Here is a 13,925-nt window from a genome sequence, read left to right as displayed (position 1 = left end):
TGATGCAGCGGCTCTCGTTCTGGTTGCTCCCGCGGCAGGATGGACATGCGCTCACTCTAGTGGGCAGGTTCCGGCAAAGCCGTCAATGACAGTGCGTGAACGGGAACACCCCCGATGAGCGCGCGCATACCGGGCACCTGCGCTGACAAGTAGAACCAGCGGGGCTCGGCCCAGGCTAACTACTCAGGGGAAAAACGAGTACGGACCACTCGCGACCGCAAATGTCCGCACCGCTAAGTTCAGCGAGTATCCATGACATGACGGATGAGCCGATTGCCGCGCCTGAGCCCTCGCTGTCAACCGGGCAAGTGCGAGGCAGCCCGTCAACTACCAGGAACGTAGGAGAAGACCATGAAAACGATACAGCTGATTCTCGGACCCAGTATTCTGCTCGCGGGTCTGCTGACCGGATCCGCTGCGGCACAAGCCGACACCCTTCCGCCAACCCTCGCCGGGGAAACATTCGTCGCTGACACGCCATTCCCAAGCGGCGACTCTACGGGCTGCACGAACGGTGACGGCACAGGGACCTTCACATACCACTTCCAAGGAACCGCAAGCGGGCCATACCCGGGGACATTCGTCGAAGATGTCTCCGTCACGGCCGGCGCCCCCGTTCTCCCTGACACCTTCACCCGACTGACTGCCTTCCACGCCACGTTCACCATCACTAGCGTGACAGGGGGGGTGACCGGCACCAAGGATTTAGCACCCGGCGCGAGCGGATTGGCTTACTGCTCACTCGGGCGTCACCACCGGGCTACTTTCGCTGCCCCCTCCCTGACCTATTCGGCAGCGATTTCATCGGGAGGCCACACTAACACCGATGAGGGTACCGCATCAGCGACGCTCCAATACGCCCATCCCTTCTCTGAGAGCTTCCTGACCTCCGAAGGACTCTCGCCCACCACCAAGGACCAATGCAAGAAGGATGGCTGGATGGACTATCCGCAGTTCAAAAACCAAGGCCAGTGCGTCGCCTATGTGAATCATCAACAGTAGGTTCTTGACAACTTGGCAGAGGAGCCGCCTGTGCTCGCACTGCGTGGAAGCCCCGCCCCGGCCGGTGGGTTATGACAGCCGGCGGCAGGGGCGGGGTGGTCTCTGTCATGTAATCGGTGAACCCGTGAAAGACGAGGGCCTGATCAAAGGCATCTTCAAGCGCGCCCCGGATTTGGCCTGAGTCCATGTGCCCACAATACTTGGCTGGCCCCTGGCCCCTGGCCCCTGGCTCCTGGCTCCTGGCTCCGTCGGGCCCCGGGCAACGGTCCGTTGGTCGGTCGCTCTTCGGGTGCCCTGCCGTCCGGTCAAGGATCCGTTCCCGGACACGATTAGGCTTGCAGCGACGCATGCCGCCGGCCGGCTCCGGCCGCCATTCGTGGAAAGGTGTGGGGCACGGGCCTGGTCCCGGGTGGATTAGGCCTTCCTGGAAGGTGGGCTCTGATCTGCGGTCGCCGATCGGTGGTCACGGCCTAACGTGGCCCGGTCGTTTGTGTCGCGTCGCGGAGGTAGATCTCCGCCCCGCCTCCGGCGTAAACCGAGATTGAGACCAGGTGGTCGCCGGGCGCAAGGTACGCGCCGAATTGGCCGGAGAACATCGCCGCCTGTCCCGGCTCGAGCGAGACGGTCGGGTAGGGCTCCCAGCGGATAGTTGCGGTCTTGCCCGTGGAGCCGAAGTCGCCCGTTCGGTTGACGATTTCAAGGCCCTGGGACCCCGCCACCGTTTGGCATCGAGGCGTTGGTATGTCGGGGTTGATGACCACGACTGCGACGGGCCCGACGGCACGCTCGCAGACCCCCGCGGTGACCGTGCTGCTGACAGCTGGGATCAGGCCATGGGTGTTGAGCTGCACGGTGATGGTGGCGCTCTCCGATGGCAGCGGCGGATACACGATCGATGCGGACGGCGGCGCCGAGCTCGGGCTGGGTCCCGGAGCCGGCGGGTTCGGCGGGCTAGCGCAGGCCGCGAGGGTGACAGCGCACGCGGCAGCAAAGGCCGCTGGCCTCGAGGATGAGACTGACGACACGATGCACCTCCGAGAGACCCGATTATCGTCGCCGCCCGCCCGCCGCCGCAAGAGCCCTGGCCGCTGCCGTGCAGCGCCCCCCCATGCAGGCCCTTTGCCTGTCGCGAATGCGTTCTGGCCAAGGCGACCTGATGGGCCACCGGTCACTGTGCCACGCGCCATTGTTCGGTGAAGGATCCTCATGCGCGCCAACCTTGGCAGCAGCGAAACTGTCCCACTCAGCGTTCCTGTACCGGACCGGGGTCAGGCTCTACCAGCACCTTCACTGGTTTCCGCCGGATGGCTACAGTGCCCTTCCCCGGCGGTCCCATTCTTCCCTGCGGGCCTCTTCCTCTTCCCAGAAGTGGCCGTCATGACGACGAACGTGCGAAAGGTACGGAAGATACGCTACTGCCAGGATCAACATGGCGAGCGATAGGTAATCACCCAGATCCCAAACGGTCCCCATAACTAGATTTCCTATTAGTCTCGCCAATGGCAGCACGGCCATGATCGACCACAGGACAAACTGAGCGCGAAAGACGCCCCGGGTCATCCTTGGCTGCAACCTCTTGGGCACGTCATCCTCTGCCATGTGCAGAGCGTAAACCTTTGCAAAGCCTTGGAACAGGCCAAGGTGACTATGGCTTCGACCGCCCCGCTCAAGGTTCGGCCAACGGGACGGCAGAACCGCCATTTAAGGCTGCGATTTTAGCCGCCATCGTCAACTAACAGTCACAGGCTAACGGGCGTTGTTAGTCGGTCGGCCGGGACGATCCTTCGCCCCTTAGGGGAACGCTCTGCGGACGTTTTCCCAAGACCCCCGGTCCTCCGACGACTCGGTTGGATCTTCGGTTCGCACCGAGCGGTCAGACGGTCGGGCTGCTACGGAACACTTCCTGTTCCAACCTCGCCAATGCCGAAGGTTCAGCGGCGATTTCCACGGTTCCGCGGGCCAGGGCAAGTGTAATGACGCCCAGCCCCGGCGGAAGGTGGTTGGCCCGTCCGCTGGCGTCGGGCCTAAGATGTCCGGCGGCGGTGACAATGTCGAGTTTTGTGGGCTTTCCCAAGGAGAGTAGGTGGTGCCGGCACTACTCCGAATCGGGTTGTTACGGCGATTTGGTTTTGGGTGGAAAGCGTGTGATCCTCCATTTCTCGATCTTCCCCCATGAACGTCCAAGAGCCGCCCGTAAGCCGGTCGATCACCGTTCCGCGGTACCCGCCGGCCCAGCCCGCGGAATTGCTGAGCACGGCCACGTACGTAAGACCCGCACGATCAAATGCACGATGACGGGGGATTACTGCAACCATCCCTCATGACTGGATGCAGCCCGCAACATATTCCGCGTCCACGCCCACCCCGCCGACTATCGACGAGTAGTGCCCCGTCAACCACGGGAGCCCGACCACGTACAGCCCCGGTTGCTCGGTGACGCCGCGGACATGTCGCGGGTAGCTCCACGCGTCCAAAACAGGAATGTCCACGAAACCAAGGTCGAGCTTGTAGCCAGTGGCCCAAAGTACCGTGGTGATGTTCTCGGCGGCCAGGTTCAGCAGAGCAGGCGAAGAAACTGGAAGCCAGTCGTCCGCGGGCGCCGGCTGCTGTTCGGGCGCGTCGATTCCCGCGGCGGCGATATAGGCGTCGAGCGCTCGCCCCATGCGCTGGCCGAACCCGGCCTCGACTGTTGCCAGGCGTTCGGGGAGATCGTCCGTGAAGTTGAGTTCGCCGTCGGCGGCTGCTTCGAGGTGCCCGTGCAGCCGGATGCCCTTACGGCCGAGCTCACGGAGATGGATGTCGTGGCCGCCGTCGGTACCGGAGAGCAGGGGGTTGCAAGCGAACCGTGCCGCGGGGGAGGGCAGCTGCCCGACCGTCAGGGCGTTGACCCCGTACTCGGGTCCGTGGATTCCGGCTTGCAGGATCCAATAGATAATGTCGTGCCCGCGATACCGGCGCGGCGCCTCCGGACACGCCGCCACCGCCAAATGCACCTCACGTCCGGCCGCGAGCAGGTCTTCCGCGATCTGCCCGCCTGACTGCCCGGTCCCGACAATCAGCACGGCGCCGTCGGGCAATTGCTCCGGATTGCGATAGTCGTGCGTGTGAAGCTGCAGGATATTCCCGGGAAGTCCTGCGGCCAGCGCCGGGATCTTCGGTATTTGATACGCGCCGGTCGCCAGAACCACATTGCGTGCCAGCCAGCCGCCGTCGGACGTTTCGACGCTGAAGCCGCCATCCGACGTCGAGATCCGCGTGACATCCGTGCCGGTCCGGACCGGGGCGCCGATCCTCCGCGCGTAGTCGCGGAAATAGTCCACGGCGTCGTCACGCGCCATGAACGCCTCCGGCTGCGGCCCCGTGTACGGCATGCCCGGCAGGTCGAGTGAGAAGTTCGGGGTGTTCAGCACGAACGCATCCCAGCGATCCTGCCACGCACCGCCCAGCGCGGCCCGCCGTTCAAGGACCAAGTGCTCGACGCCGGCCCGGCTGAGGAAGTAGCTCGTGGCCAGTCCCGCTTGGCCTCCACCGACGACGAGCGTGTCGATTTCGAGGGGGCGGTTCTGTTGTGCGGCTCTGTTCTGTTGTACGGCTCTGGGCGGGGCAGTCTCCATGAGCGATCCTTCCGGTCCCTTGGCAGAACTTTACGCCCAGTGATTCGGGTGCGGGAGCTCGAAGCATGGCACCGAGACGACATTGCAAGGTTTTGTCGAAGAATTGCCCAAGATTCGTCAATCGACCTTTCAGCCGGGGCGGCTTATGGGAGCATCGACGTCGGGGCCTTTCCCGATGGATGTTGGGGGTAGCGATGTTCGTTCCGAATTCCGGTGATCAGTTCCGAGAGGATGATCTTCCAGCCCAGATTCGTGCACTGCGGATGCCGCGTTGGGCTGGTGCGGTCCTCGGCGCGGGCCTCGTGGCGATCGCAGTGGCAGCGGTCGCCGGCTCGATCCTCGTCAACGAGAGCGACGGCACGATCATCCCGTTTTGGGTCGAGGCGCTCATCCTGGCGGGAGCAGTAATTTCGGCGATCTCGGGCGCCGTCCTGCTCTGGCATGCGGGGGAGTGGGTCACGCTCACGCGGGACGAGGCGATCGTGACGAGGGCATTCGTTGTCCAGGTCCGGGTCGGGCGCATGCAGCTTGAAGACTTCCATGCCTACCTACACTAGTACCCCGCTCGCGGGGGAGTTCAGTACCGCATGGTGCCGACCTTCACCACCAAGGACCCGTACGACCGGCTCCGGGACCTGCCGCTACCGTTCCTGTCTTACTGGAATCCGGTCGGAGGCGCGGAAGCGCCCCTGCCGCCGCGCGCGGCGTACATTGAGGCCTGGACCCGCGCGGGGAGTAGCCCTTACTCGAGAACCATGCCCGCCGGCGTCGTACCCTACACACTCTCGATGCACCGGCAGGCCGTGCGCACGGGCCTGCGGCGCCGTGCGCACATGTGGGCGATCCTCCTCCCGGTCGTCTCGATCGGGCTGGGTCTGAGCCTCGGCGTCGGACTCGGACCTGTCGCCAAAGCCCTGGGCCATAGCCGCAGCAGCCTCGACAACCGCAGCTTCGACAACCGCAGCGTTGACGCCCAAACGAACCGCACCGGCATCCGCGACCTCGACGACGCGCTCACTCCCGCCGTCACCGCCTTCCAGTGGCGTGCGATGGTGTATCCGGCCACCGGCACGAGGGATTTCACCTTCTTCCCGACCATACGGTCCCTGCCGTCAGCCCCGTACACGGTTCGATACTTCATCCGTGACCCTGCGCTGCACGGAACGGACCTCAGTGTTCCGGAGCAGAAGTACGGTCGAATCGTCTCGCAAGGGACAATTTCCGTAAAGAACCCCACGATCCAGTTCACGCTCGACCACGACGACAGCACCTTCACGTTCGAGGTCTACGTCACCGACGACCACGGGCACACCACGCTCGACTCGGATCTCTACAGGAACCTCGCCGCGCTTCCGGCATCGACCCCCACGCCGATGCCTACGCGCTGAAAAGCGCTCGCGATTCGGGGGCTGGAGGTGGACAGCCCTGTCAGCCGCGTGGTTGCGTGGAACTGTCGCCATGGCCGCCAACGGAAGGAACGACAGTGAGCAAGCTAGCACTTATCACGGGCGCCAGCTCCGGAATCGGCTGGGCATTCGCCGAGCGCCTGGCCGCCGACGGTTACGATCTGGTGGTCGTGGGCCGACGACAGGAACGGTTGGAACAATTCGCCGCGTCGCACCCTCAGACCACGGTCCGGACCGTCGTCGCCGACCTCGCCACGACTGCGGGTATCGGCTCGGTCGCCGAGATCTGCGCCACTGAGCCGGTGACCTTGCTCGTGAACAATGCCGGCGTCGCGCACTACATGCCCTTCGCCGAGCTTCCCGCCGACAAAGCCGCGGAACTCGTCAACGTCAAGGTCCTCGCCCCCACCATGCTCAGCCGTGCAGCAATCTCGGGCATGCAGGAACGTGGCGAGGGCACGATCATCAACGTGGCCGGCATGATCGCTTTCGGCGGCCCGGCCCCGCACTCCCAGATGCCCCGCCGCGTCGTCTACGGCGGGACCCTGGCTTATCTCGTCGCGATCTCCCAAACCTTGAGTGCTGAGCTGGAGGGGACTGGAATCACGGTGCAAGTGGTGTGCCCGGGCGTGGTGGCCACCGAATTCCACGAACGCCAAGGCATGGACTTGACCATGATGCCGCGGATGAGCGCAGCCGACGTCGTCACCGCAAGCTTGTGCGGCCTGGAACTGGGCGAAACCGTCTGCGCCCCGGGGGTCGAGGACGCCGGGCTCCTCGACGCGGTCTTCCACGCAGACCTCGCCGCTTTCGGAGCGCAGAGCCCGGAGCTTGCCACGCGGTACCGATAGTTCCCGCTAATTCCGGCGGTCGAATGTGATGCGATCCTCCTGAAACGGTCCTAGAGTGTTGGCCATGGCTATCGCACGCTTCCCCGTCGTCGTACTCGACTGCCCTGACCCCAAGACCCTGGCTGAGTTTTACAGCGCCCTTCTTGAGTGGAAAATCGAGCGGAACGACGACGACTGGTGGTCCGTCCGCGCCGAGTACGGTGATTCGCTGGCCTTCCAGAAAGTCGAGTCCTACAGGGCGCCACAATGGCCCGGCCAGGACGTTCCGCAGCAGATGCACCTCGACGTCGTGGTCGATGACCTCGACACGGCTGAGGCAGCTGTGCTCGAGCTCGGCGCGACCAAGCACGAAAACCAGCCGGGAACGACGTTCCGGGTGTTCCTTGATCCCGCCGGTCATCCTTTGTGTCTCTGCCTGGACTAATTGGTCACAGTTGTCGATCTTTGCTTCTGGTGCGCGTCGTATGAGTAAGGGCCCGAATGGAAGGGTCTACCGGAGTGCGACGAAAGGAACAGACCAATGTCGAAGAACGAGCCCACAGACGCTCAGTCCGAGGCGACCGACGAGATCCGCAGCCTCTTCGGCGAGATCTACGCTGCATGGGCAGACAATGATGCGGATGCTTTCGTGGCATCGTATCGGGACGACGCCACGGTGGTTATGCCGCGAGCGTATCACCGCGACAAGGGGGAAATCCGCAGTTCCATGGCTGCTGGCTTCCAGGGTCCGCTCAAAGGTTCCCGGGCGGTCGATGAACCTCTGAGCATCCGCTTTATCGGAGACCACACAGCGATCGTAGTCAGCAAGGCCGGCATTCTCATGGCGGGAGAGGCCCAATTCCCGGTCGACCGCGAAGTCATTGCCACGTGGGTATTGGTTCGAGAGGATGGGCGCTGGCTTGTCGCCTCGTATGCCAACGCGCCGGCCCACTGAAAATCGTGTCGAAGAGCCGAATCCGCAAGGTGTTCGGTGTTGATGGAGCGAAAACTCACGCCAGAGTTCAGACGAAGGGACTGTGAAATGTCAAAGTATTTGGTCCTGATCTTCCAGGATGAAGTGGCTACGAAAGAAGCCGCGGGCGAGACAGTCAGCGCCGACTACCAAGCGTTCATGCAGCGCCGCGGGCGGTCGCTGCTCGGCGGGGCCGCACTCGAGCCGGCCGAGACGGCGACGTCCATCCGGCGCGACGGGTCCGGCGGATTCTCGGTGACGGACGGCCCCTTCGCCGAGTCGAAGGAGACGCTTGGGGGCTACTTCATGATCGAGGCAGCCGACCTCGATGAGGCGCTGGAGATTGCCAAGGAGGTGCCCGCCGGGGTCGGAGTCGAGGTTCGGCCCGTGCGAGTGGCAAGCTGATGCCGGCCGCCAGCTCCGAGGTCGCTGCTGCGGTTGCGGAGGCGCACCGTCGGGAGTGGGCGTTCGTGTTGGCGGCCACCGTGCGTATTGCCGGTGATATCGACACAGCGGAAGAAGCCGTGCAAGATGCGTACGCCAGCGCATTGTCGACGTGGGGTACGCGTGGCATCCCGGAGAACCCTGGAGCGTGGCTCACCGTGACCGCGCGGCGACGAGCAGTGGACATGCACCGACGCGCCGCGACCGCACAGCGGGCGCTCCCCAAACTTCTCGACCCGGAGGTCCAGTCGCTCGACGACCCGGGCCGCGAGACGGAAGACATCACCGATGACCGGCTGCGGTTGATATTCACGTGCTGCCACCCCGCCCTCGCGCCTGACGCTCAGGTCGCCCTGACGCTACGCCTTTTGTGCGGGCTGTCCACGGCCGATGTCGCGCGGGCGTTTCTGCTTCCGGAGGCGACGATGGCTGCGCGGATCACTCGCGCGAAAAAGAAGATCGGGGCCGCGCACATACCGTACCGCGTGCCGGCGGCGCCCGAGCTGCGCGAGCGTGTCGACGGCGTGCTGTCCGTTGTTTACCTGGTGTACACGACCGGGCACACCGCCCCATCAGGAGGGGACCTGATGCGCAGAGATCTCGCCGAACGCGGCCATGAGCTGGCGAGAATGCTGCACGTCCTGCTGCCCGGCGACCGCGACGTTACCGGGCTTCTCGCCCTCGTGCTACTGACCGACGCCCGGAGGGGCGCGCGGCTCGATGAGCACCGTGAACTCGTGCTGATGGAGAACCAGGACCGATCAAAATGGGACCGACCGGCCATTGATGAAGGGGTAGCGCTCCTGGGCGAGGTTTTGAAGCTAGGGCCACCGGGCCGCTTCGCCCTCATGGCAGCGATCGCGGCCGTCCATGACGAGAGCAAGTCGTGGTCCGACACTGACTGGCAGGAGATCCTGGGTCTCTACGACCTGCTCATGGAGACGTGGTCCACTCCGGTCGTCAAACTTAATCGGGCCATCGCTCTCGGCTTCGCGGTCGGCTACGCGGAAGGTTTGGCCGAGCTGGATGCGCTCGGAGCCGAACCGCGACTCGCCCGATACCCGTATCTTCCCGCTGCACGCGCCGACTTCCTGACCCGGCTGGGCCGTTTCGACGAGGCCCGGGTCGCCTTTGAAGAGGCTCTAATACTCTCTGATAACGACACCGAACGAAGCTACCTCCGGTCTCGTCTGTGTGAACTGATGGAATAACTCCTGCGCGGGTCAGGCACGGTCGTGGAGGGTGATTTGGTATCCGTCGGGGTCGGCGAAGGTAAAGGTGCGCCCGAATGGGCCGTCGAACGGTTCGACCACGATTTCGGTACCGACGGCCGCTAATTTGTCATGGATCGTTTGCGTGTCCGTGGCGTGCAACCACAATCCGATGCCGAGGCCGGGCTGTGGCGTGGAGGCAAGGCTGACGCCCGGCGCAAGGTCCCGGACGGCGAACGCGACCGGTCTGGTGTCAAATACCACTGCGTGCGGCAGCCCCGCTGGAGAACGGGTCAGCCCGAGGTGCTGCTGGTAGAAAGCGGCAGACGCTTCAAGGTCGCGCACTTGGATTGAAATGAAGTCGGGTCCGGTGACCGGCATGAGGAGCTCCTTAGTGTCAGTTAGTTGACACTTAGAGTATGTCAGAATATTGACATGAGTCAAGACGTAACAGGAGTCAGCCTCGATACATCGCTCGGATATCTCCTTAAGGAAGCGGCCAGTGCGCTTCGCACGGCAATGGAGAGTGTGTTGCGGCCGCTGGGCATGAGCATCACCCATTACGCATGCCTGGAGCTCCTTGCTCAGCGGCCGGGGCTGTCCAACTCCGAGCTCGCGAGAGGTGCCTTCGTGTCTCGACAGTCGATGAACGTTCTATTGCAGGCGCTAGAGCGTGAGGGCCTTGTTTCTCGGGCGACCGAGGCTTCGGTCGGCCGAATACTGCCGACTGAACTGACAGCGCATGGCCGCCAGCAGCTCGAAGCCGCCAGTACTGCAGTCAAGGCGGTGGAAGACACCATGCGCTCGGGCCTCACTGAGGACGAACAGAAACAGCTTCGAGACATGTTGAGGACGTGCGTCGCTTCCCTGTAAACGGCCATCCAATAGAAGGGATGTCGCAACTTGGAAGTGAACAGGTGACCGATAAAAGCTCGGCGCCCAGGTGCGGAACACATCGGTCAGGATTGGAGAAGCGGTCAGTGGGGCCTCGGCATAAAGTCGAAATCACGAAGCAACCCACTCACTTAAGGACCTGTCATGACCGCCATCGAATCAGTCACCCTCGAAGTTCCTGACCCCGCGGCCGCCACCGCTTTCTACGACGCCGCCTTCGGATTGGGCCCGCGAGTGCGTGTGCGGGCCTCGGATGCTCCTACTGACGGCTTCCGAGGGTTCACGCTGTCGCTCGTCGTTTCGCAGCCGTCCACCGTCAGCAGCCTCATCGATTCCGCTGTGGAAGCGGGTGCCACGACGCTGAAGCCAGTGACGAAGTCCTTGTGGGGCTTCGGCGGCGTCGTTCAGGCTCCGGATGGCGCGATTTGGAAGGTCGCGACATCGGCCAAGAAGGACACTGGTCCCGCCACCCGGGAGGTCGACAAGATCGTGCTCCTGGTGGCGGTCGCGGACGTTTCCGCGAGCAAACGGTTCTACGGCGAGCGGGGTCTCTCCGTTGGGAAGAGCTTCGGAAAGTACGTCGAGTTCGCCATGCCGTCGAGTCCCGTCCAGCTTGGGCTTTACGCGCGCCGTGCCCTCGCCAAGGACGCTGGTGTCTCTCCCGACGGCACCGGATCGCACCGACTCGCGATCGGCAGCGTAGCCGGCCCGTTCACCGACCCGGACGGATTCGCGTGGGAGCCTGCGTCAGCGTGAGGCGGGCTCGATGTCTCGGCTCGTCCAAGGTCCTTGGGGCTGGTAAGTGATAGCTTAGTCACACCTAAACCGCGAAGGAGGGGCCGTGTTTTTTCTCTCAACTGCTAACGACGTTCTCGCTCCAACCGGGTATGAAGTCATAGCGACGGTGCTTGCTTTCGCCACAGTTGTCGTCTTTGTCTGGGCCCTGATTGTGCTCGCGCGCAGCGCCAGGAGTCTGACTAAACGGGAACTCGTGCTCTGGCTCTTGTTGGTCCTGTTCATTCCGCTCATCGGCCCGGTGGCTTGGATCGCAACCAGCGTGAAGCATCGGAAGCGACCTTCGATTTCCTAAGTTGGCCTACCGCGATTCCCATCGGAACCAGCGGATTCCGATGAACGCGAACACGACGACGTATCCCACGCAGGCCAAGAGCGAATAGGTGTCCTGACCGCCCCAGGCAGACTGGTTCAAGACATCCGAGAAGAGTGCCAGGAGGGCTCCGACGGGGGACCAGCCCGAGATGGTTTGCATCGCGTCCCCGAGGATGCCGCTTCCTCCGAGGAGGCCGAGGAGCAGCAGGAAGATCATGAGCAACCGGCCGATCGCGCTGACGGCGTTGGTGGACTGAACCAAGCCGACCAGGGCTTGTCCGATGGCCAGGAACATTGCCGCTCCGAGGACCGCAATGGTGATGACCAAGAGGTATTGGCCGATGTTGAGCGTGAGCCCGTGAACGATAGAGCCGACGATGACGACAATGATGGACGCGAGCAGGTTCGTGGCTATTTGGACGACAAGGCGGCTGGTCATGATCATCCAGTTGGGCGCCGGGGTGACACGGAGCCTTTGCAGCACACCGATCTCCCGGTCGTGGGCCAGGGCCAAGGTGAATCCGAGCAGGCATGAGGTGAGTAGTCCAAGGGTCAACGCCAAGCCGATGAGGAGGTTTGACCCGCCGAGCCGTGATTGTGCTTTGCCAAAGCTTGTGACCACAAGGATGACGACCGGCAGCAGGGCGCTCAAGACAAGTGAAGTCTTACTGTTGAGCATCACAATGGAGTCCGCGCGAAGCAACGAGCCCATGGCGAGGCCGCGCGGTGGGCGGACAGTGGCGACGCTGGTGTTAGTCACGGATCTCACTTCCTGTCAGTCCGATGAACACGTCTTCCAAGGTCGGTGCGCCGTGGGCGACCGAAAGCACCCGCGGATCGTCCCTGTGTTTGTCGATCAGCTCCGACGGCTTGCCGATGGTGAGCAGTACCCCATGGTCGATGATCGCGACGCGGTCACACACCGCCTGAGCCTCCTCCATCGAGTGCGTGGTCAGAAGAATGCTGTTGCCTTCTCTACGGAGTTCCTCGATGCGACGCCATAGTCCGCGGCGTGACTGGGGGTCCAGCCCGGCGGTCGGTTCGTCCAGTAAGAGCAAGAGGGGGTTGTGAATCGTCGCAATGAACAATGCAAGCCGCTGCTGCTGCCCACCTGACAACTGTTTGAATCTTTTGCCCAGTTCTTCTTCAAGCCCTATGGAACGCATGCTTGTCCCGATTTGCGCACGCGAGAGTTTCACTCCATAGAGGCCGCCGTAGAGTCTTGCGATCTGCTGAATAGTCAGTTCGGCCTGGAAACTGGAGGACTGCAATTGCACCCCGAGCCGCGCTTTCGCGTCCAGCGGCTCTTCTTGGACGTCGATTCCGTCCACCAGCAGCCGTCCGGATTTCCGCGTAACCAACCCTTCGATGGCGCTGAGTGTGCTCGTCTTCCCTGCACCGTTCGGGCCCAGCAGGCCGAAGATCTCACCGCGGTGAACCTGAAAACTCACACCGTCGACGACGGTCCGCGCACCATACGCGACGCGCAAGTCGCTGATGTCCAAGACCGGCGGTTGTGCCGGCACATTCACTTCACTCATCGAGCCGCATCCCTCTCAGGGTGGCCAAGCGGCCCCATGGCAGGGCGCCGTTGCGATGAGTCTATATCCGGGAACCTGATGTTTTGGTGAGAGAAGACAGATGCCTTGCAAATTTGCAGCGGCCGAGATTTCGGACGATCCTCGGTACTTCCTAGCCGCTGCGATCTTCATATAGAGCCTCAAGCTATCTGGCGAGCCGTGCTGAAGGCGGGCAGCCTCTAACTGTCCGGGTGCGACCCCCGAACACTCACACGCCCCGCCGAGTGAGTTCACAGACTGCCCCCAATTGACACTCAAATTGGGCTCTTCGAGTACTCAATTAGTGTCTTTTCACCACACACGCGCCAGTTCCGGCGCTAGTCTTCCTTGCACTGATAGTGGGGATTACGAGACTGGTGGGCACCAGATGGAAGTGTTGGTTCGGCCGCTGATTCTAAGCCCGTCATCACAAATCGATGAGAGAGAGAAGCATGAAAACGTCCTTAAGAAGAAGCCTTTTTGCAATCGGATTTACGGCAACACTTTTAGTGTGCGGTATCGCTCCATCACCTGCACTTCCGCCTCAATCGGAGGACGGTGCGATTTCAGTCGCTCCGGAACTAAAAAATCACGCCGCCCTCCCGGAACGGGTGGTCTCAGTCAGAAATGGCGTCGAGTATGTCTCGGCGGGAGGAAATGAGATTTCGTTCCCGACTACGGGCGATGGATTTGTGGAATTGAAGAGTGACGCCACAAAGATCAAGGTTTGACTGCCTGCTTCGTCGGATTCACAAGGCATTCGAGGCTCGGTTGGTGTCACGTACCCTCATGGCAGGGATGCAACGGCCGTTATACCTAAGACGGACGGTTCAGTTCAGATTGCTACGACAATATCAGGACCCGAGTCGCCGACGGAGTTTG

17 protein-coding genes are annotated in these 13,925 nt (G+C 62.7%); 11 read left to right on the top strand and 6 right to left on the bottom strand.

The features are described from left to right. The first annotated feature begins 351 nt into the window (after positions 1-351). Positions 352-1,002: a hypothetical protein gene (locus ABD742_RS17105; RefSeq protein ID WP_234751144.1), complete on the top strand. Its 651-nt coding sequence runs from the start codon at positions 352-354 to the stop codon at positions 1,000-1,002. Between the two features lie 470 nt (positions 1,003-1,472). On the opposite strand, the gene ABD742_RS17100 is transcribed toward ABD742_RS17105, so the two are convergent. The 3 genes from ABD742_RS17100 to ABD742_RS17090 all read right to left on the bottom strand — a co-directional run bounded on the left by ABD742_RS17100 (position 1,473) and on the right by ABD742_RS17090 (position 4,616). Beyond that, a complete protein-coding gene (locus tag ABD742_RS17100) occupies positions 1,473-2,027 on the bottom strand; it encodes a hypothetical protein (RefSeq protein ID WP_234751145.1) in 555 nt (184 codons plus the stop codon). A 283-nt stretch (positions 2,028-2,310) separates the two neighbouring features. Beyond that, positions 2,311-2,475, bottom strand: coding sequence for a hypothetical protein (locus ABD742_RS17095; protein ID WP_234751146.1), 165 nt, complete (start codon positions 2,473-2,475; stop codon positions 2,311-2,313). An 845-nt stretch (positions 2,476-3,320) separates the two neighbouring features. Further along, the gene (locus ABD742_RS17090; RefSeq protein WP_234751148.1) at positions 3,321-4,616 is read right to left on the bottom strand and encodes a flavin-containing monooxygenase; all 1,296 of its coding nucleotides are present in this window, start codon (positions 4,614-4,616) and stop codon (positions 3,321-3,323) included. A gap of 194 nt (positions 4,617-4,810) precedes the next feature. Here ABD742_RS17090 and ABD742_RS17085 point away from each other — a divergent pair, with 194 nt between their 5' ends. The 7 genes from ABD742_RS17085 to ABD742_RS17055 all read left to right on the top strand — a co-directional run bounded on the left by ABD742_RS17085 (position 4,811) and on the right by ABD742_RS17055 (position 9,480). After that, a complete protein-coding gene (locus ABD742_RS17085) occupies positions 4,811-5,173 on the top strand; it encodes a hypothetical protein (RefSeq protein WP_234751149.1) in 363 nt (120 codons plus the stop codon). 30 nt (positions 5,174-5,203) lie between these two features. Beyond that, the gene (locus ABD742_RS17080; protein ID WP_234751150.1) at positions 5,204-6,004 is read left to right on the top strand and encodes a hypothetical protein; all 801 of its coding nucleotides are present in this window, start codon (positions 5,204-5,206) and stop codon (positions 6,002-6,004) included. Between the two features lie 95 nt (positions 6,005-6,099). Then, positions 6,100-6,873 carry an SDR family NAD(P)-dependent oxidoreductase gene (locus tag ABD742_RS17075; protein WP_234751151.1) on the top strand — a complete coding sequence of 258 codons (774 nt, stop codon included), beginning with the start codon at positions 6,100-6,102 and terminating at the stop codon, positions 6,871-6,873. Between the two features lie 64 nt (positions 6,874-6,937). Next, entirely contained in the window at positions 6,938-7,297 is a 360-nt protein-coding gene (locus tag ABD742_RS17070) for a VOC family protein (RefSeq protein WP_234751152.1), read from the top strand. Positions 7,298-7,393: 96 nt separating this feature from the next. Then, positions 7,394-7,807 carry an SgcJ/EcaC family oxidoreductase gene (locus ABD742_RS17065; protein WP_234751153.1) on the top strand — a complete coding sequence of 138 codons (414 nt, stop codon included), beginning with the start codon at positions 7,394-7,396 and terminating at the stop codon, positions 7,805-7,807. Positions 7,808-7,894: 87 nt separating this feature from the next. Next, positions 7,895-8,230 carry a YciI family protein gene (locus ABD742_RS17060; RefSeq protein ID WP_234751154.1) on the top strand — a complete coding sequence of 112 codons (336 nt, stop codon included), beginning with the start codon at positions 7,895-7,897 and terminating at the stop codon, positions 8,228-8,230. Then, complete coding sequence (locus ABD742_RS17055) at positions 8,230-9,480, top strand: RNA polymerase sigma factor (protein ID WP_268819143.1); 1,251 nt, start codon at positions 8,230-8,232, stop codon at positions 9,478-9,480. Before ABD742_RS17060 ends, ABD742_RS17055 begins: the two co-directional genes overlap by 1 nt. 12 nt (positions 9,481-9,492) lie before the next feature. Here the strand turns inward: ABD742_RS17055 and ABD742_RS17050 are convergent, their stop codons facing one another. Continuing rightward, positions 9,493-9,861 (bottom strand): VOC family protein, encoded by a 369-nt coding sequence (locus ABD742_RS17050; RefSeq protein ID WP_234751156.1) that lies wholly within the window; start codon positions 9,859-9,861, stop codon positions 9,493-9,495. Positions 9,862-9,915: 54 nt separating this feature from the next. Between ABD742_RS17050 and ABD742_RS17045 the strand changes: the two genes are divergently transcribed. From ABD742_RS17045 to ABD742_RS17035, 3 genes are all read left to right on the top strand, one after another. Next, positions 9,916-10,353 carry a MarR family winged helix-turn-helix transcriptional regulator gene (locus tag ABD742_RS17045; RefSeq protein WP_234751157.1) on the top strand — a complete coding sequence of 146 codons (438 nt, stop codon included), beginning with the start codon at positions 9,916-9,918 and terminating at the stop codon, positions 10,351-10,353. A 165-nt stretch (positions 10,354-10,518) separates the two neighbouring features. Beyond that, entirely contained in the window at positions 10,519-11,130 is a 612-nt protein-coding gene (locus ABD742_RS17040) for a VOC family protein (RefSeq protein WP_234751158.1), read from the top strand. Between the two features lie 85 nt (positions 11,131-11,215). Beyond that, entirely contained in the window at positions 11,216-11,464 is a 249-nt protein-coding gene (locus ABD742_RS17035; RefSeq protein ID WP_234751159.1) for a PLDc N-terminal domain-containing protein, read from the top strand. 6 nt (positions 11,465-11,470) lie between these two features. On the opposite strand, the gene ABD742_RS17030 is transcribed toward ABD742_RS17035, so the two are convergent. Together ABD742_RS17030 and ABD742_RS17025 are read right to left on the bottom strand one after the other, a co-directional pair. Then, the gene (locus ABD742_RS17030) at positions 11,471-12,244 is read right to left on the bottom strand and encodes an ABC transporter permease (RefSeq protein WP_234751160.1); all 774 of its coding nucleotides are present in this window, start codon (positions 12,242-12,244) and stop codon (positions 11,471-11,473) included. Next, a complete protein-coding gene (locus ABD742_RS17025) occupies positions 12,237-13,025 on the bottom strand; it encodes an ABC transporter ATP-binding protein (protein ID WP_234751161.1) in 789 nt (262 codons plus the stop codon). Before ABD742_RS17025 ends, ABD742_RS17030 begins: the two co-directional genes overlap by 8 nt. Between the last annotated feature and the right edge of the window lie 900 nt (positions 13,026-13,925).

This window comes from Arthrobacter ramosus, assembly GCF_039535095.1.
Lineage (GTDB): Bacteria > Actinomycetota > Actinomycetes > Actinomycetales > Micrococcaceae > Arthrobacter > Arthrobacter ramosus.
Note: the sequence above shows the minus strand (reverse complement) of the source record. Positions and strands in the feature narration are given on the sequence as shown.

Coding starts and splice junctions, on each gene's coding strand:
- ABD742_RS17105 (WP_234751144.1), top strand. CDS start 352: ATGAAAACGATACAGCTGATTCTCGGACCCAGTATTCTGCTCGCGGGT.
- ABD742_RS17025 (WP_234751161.1), bottom strand. CDS start 13,025: ATGAGTGAAGTGAATGTGCCGGCACAACCGCCGGTCTTGGACATCAGC.
- ABD742_RS17055 (WP_268819143.1), top strand. CDS start 8,230: ATGCCGGCCGCCAGCTCCGAGGTCGCTGCTGCGGTTGCGGAGGCGCAC.
- ABD742_RS17045 (WP_234751157.1), top strand. CDS start 9,916: ATGAGTCAAGACGTAACAGGAGTCAGCCTCGATACATCGCTCGGATAT.
- ABD742_RS17090 (WP_234751148.1), bottom strand. CDS start 4,616: ATGGAGACTGCCCCGCCCAGAGCCGTACAACAGAACAGAGCCGCACAA.
- ABD742_RS17050 (WP_234751156.1), bottom strand. CDS start 9,861: ATGCCGGTCACCGGACCCGACTTCATTTCAATCCAAGTGCGCGACCTT.
- ABD742_RS17080 (WP_234751150.1), top strand. CDS start 5,204: ATGGTGCCGACCTTCACCACCAAGGACCCGTACGACCGGCTCCGGGAC.
- ABD742_RS17060 (WP_234751154.1), top strand. CDS start 7,895: ATGTCAAAGTATTTGGTCCTGATCTTCCAGGATGAAGTGGCTACGAAA.
- ABD742_RS17085 (WP_234751149.1), top strand. CDS start 4,811: ATGTTCGTTCCGAATTCCGGTGATCAGTTCCGAGAGGATGATCTTCCA.
- ABD742_RS17070 (WP_234751152.1), top strand. CDS start 6,938: ATGGCTATCGCACGCTTCCCCGTCGTCGTACTCGACTGCCCTGACCCC.
- ABD742_RS17040 (WP_234751158.1), top strand. CDS start 10,519: ATGACCGCCATCGAATCAGTCACCCTCGAAGTTCCTGACCCCGCGGCC.
- ABD742_RS17095 (WP_234751146.1), bottom strand. CDS start 2,475: ATGGGGACCGTTTGGGATCTGGGTGATTACCTATCGCTCGCCATGTTG.
- ABD742_RS17065 (WP_234751153.1), top strand. CDS start 7,394: ATGTCGAAGAACGAGCCCACAGACGCTCAGTCCGAGGCGACCGACGAG.